Consider the following 2,121-nt stretch of genomic DNA (forward strand, 5'->3'; position numbering starts at 1 on the left):
TAGGATGCACGGCGACAGCAGGGACAGGTGAAGGGTGTGTTTGGCGACTGCCAATTTACCTGCTTCCCTGACTGTCAACTCGCTCTTCCCCCAGACTCCGCGAAGAACCAATTTTATGCGGTGGTACAACAACGAGCACCGACATAGCCGCATCCGGTTCGTCACACCGGCTGAGCGGCATCGAGGGCTGGACCATCAGGTCTTGGCCCGGCGACATGAGTTGTACGAACGAGCCAAGGAAAACAAACCGGAGCGGTGGTCAGGCCGGACGCGTAACTGGGAACCGATCGGCACCGTGTTGTTGAACCAGGATCGAGAGCAACAGAACGAGAAAATGGCGGCATAGTTAGACGGTTGACGCGACAACTACCTTGAAAAATGCCGTCATGGTAGCTAAGCTAGCACCCCACTAACAATATCGCTATCAGCACATACCGCACCCTGTTCGAACTAATGGATTGTGATGGACACACCAAATAACTCACTGTATGAGGCAACCCATGAAAAAGCAATTAAAAATAATTCTGCTCGCGTCCCACCTGGCTCTGTTTGGCGCGGGAGTTGGGCTAGGGATCTATATACTTCCGATTTTGACAGCACAAGAAAACGCCACCATCGCCGAAATTGAAGAAGTGCAAAAGGTGGCAAAGTATAGCGGAGAGTTCAAGAAAGATCAGAAAGGCAGCGACGCCCTTCACTGGGCGAATGGACAACTTTTTGTTACGGATAACGAAATTGTATTTAAAGGTGATGTAGCACCTGGTCCAGACTACAAAATTTACCTGACAAAGAAACAAGCCACCGACAAAGAATCGTTTTTGGACATAAAGAAAGAAGCAATTCTGATTGGCGAATTGAAAAACTTCGGGAATTTCAAGAAAACCATTCCTGCAAGCGTCAACGTCAACGAGTTTACAACGGTCCAAATATGGTGCGAGCATTTCTCTAAGTTCATCGGCTCCGCAAAATATCAGTAAACAAGCTTAAACTTGGATCTTGCCTGTTCACGAATAACATGCGCCTCATGCCAATGGAAATTAAAGTCTTGCCGGGCATGAGGCCTCCCCTCCACGTCTAGATTCTTGAAGTCAAAATTGACCTCAACCGACCCTCAGACACTGACTACGATGCCTGCATACCCTGAAGCGGTTCACCAGATGGGCTTGCGACAGAGATAAGTACGCGCCAACCTCAGATGCCGCTAAGGCTCTATACGCCGCCTTATCGGAATGGGTGGAATTTTGCGCGCGAGCGTCTAATGTTATCCAAGAGCGAGGGCTCTGATTAGTCCCGTCTCCCATGAAGATTCGCAGACTAAGACCCCTATTAAATCTGTAACATTTCGCTAGTTAAACGTTCATAGTGGAGATAAATAAAATGATTTCTTTACTGTGGGGTGAAATTAACCATATCGACAATGTTAGACCCATAGACGATGAGGACCTGCCATGTCTAAATGAAATATTTGAAATATTGAAAAAGCACAACTGCATAGACAGATTTGGCGTGGCACTACTGCACAAACACTTTGATCTACAAGAAGATGAGGTGCTTCTGGAAACAACCGATGTGGATGGGCGCGAACAGTGGATCAGGCCGATTAAAGAAAGTTACTTAAAAGAAAACCGCATTGAAGCGCAAACAACCCTCGTATGTTACTCCGATGCAGGCCTGTCTCGGATGTGTGTTTGCGCGCGAGGGCCTGATGGTCATATAGGAAGACATGCCAGTACTCCAAGCATGGACTAAGTGTCAAAAATAGCTGGCGTGATAAGCGCAATGGAGGGAGCGTGGAGTGGATAAATATTGCCTCGGATGCCGTGAAAATTGGTATGGGAGCGTTGATCGCTGGAATGTTTGGCTATCTCGTCGCGCTGACCAATACTTCGGCAGAGACCAAAAAACTTCATATCACTAAAAAACAACTGCAGCTGGATAAGGTTATAGAAATACTCAATTCATTCCATAAAAATTATGCACACTATAGAGCCAATGTAAGAAATTACACAGGGCGGTTACAGGAGCTGAGTGCAACACGGTTATTGAATTGAAGCTGGAGCATCATGCCGCATAGCCATAGCTTCCTGCATCACCTCGTCCATAACCTCGATCGGACACTTG

Annotated in this window: 3 protein-coding genes and 1 pseudogene; all 4 read left to right on the top strand. The window is 47.1% G+C overall.

Annotated features, from left to right (window positions below; genetic code table 11):
• Nucleotides 1-109: 109 nt before the first annotated feature.
• Nucleotides 110-346, top strand: a pseudogene (locus ACNFBR_RS29155) (IS3 family transposase); the annotation flags it as partial.
• Between the two features lie 154 nt (nt 347-500).
• The gene (locus ACNFBR_RS29160; RefSeq protein WP_011711661.1) at nt 501-977 is read left to right on the top strand and encodes a DM13 domain-containing protein; all 477 of its coding nucleotides are present in this window, start codon (nt 501-503) and stop codon (nt 975-977) included.
• A 400-nt stretch (nt 978-1,377) separates the two neighbouring features.
• Complete coding sequence (locus ACNFBR_RS29165; RefSeq protein ID WP_052959448.1) at nt 1,378-1,749, top strand: hypothetical protein; 372 nt, start codon at nt 1,378-1,380, stop codon at nt 1,747-1,749.
• 41 nt (nt 1,750-1,790) lie between these two features.
• Nucleotides 1,791-2,051 carry a hypothetical protein gene (locus tag ACNFBR_RS29170; RefSeq protein ID WP_047296649.1) on the top strand — a complete coding sequence of 87 codons (261 nt, stop codon included), beginning with the start codon at nt 1,791-1,793 and terminating at the stop codon, nt 2,049-2,051.
• The last annotated feature ends 70 nt before the right edge of the window (nt 2,052-2,121 follow it).

The sequence above is a fragment of the Pseudomonas sp. NY11955 genome (assembly GCF_048068035.1).
Taxonomy (GTDB): Bacteria; Pseudomonadota; Gammaproteobacteria; order Pseudomonadales; family Pseudomonadaceae; genus Aquipseudomonas.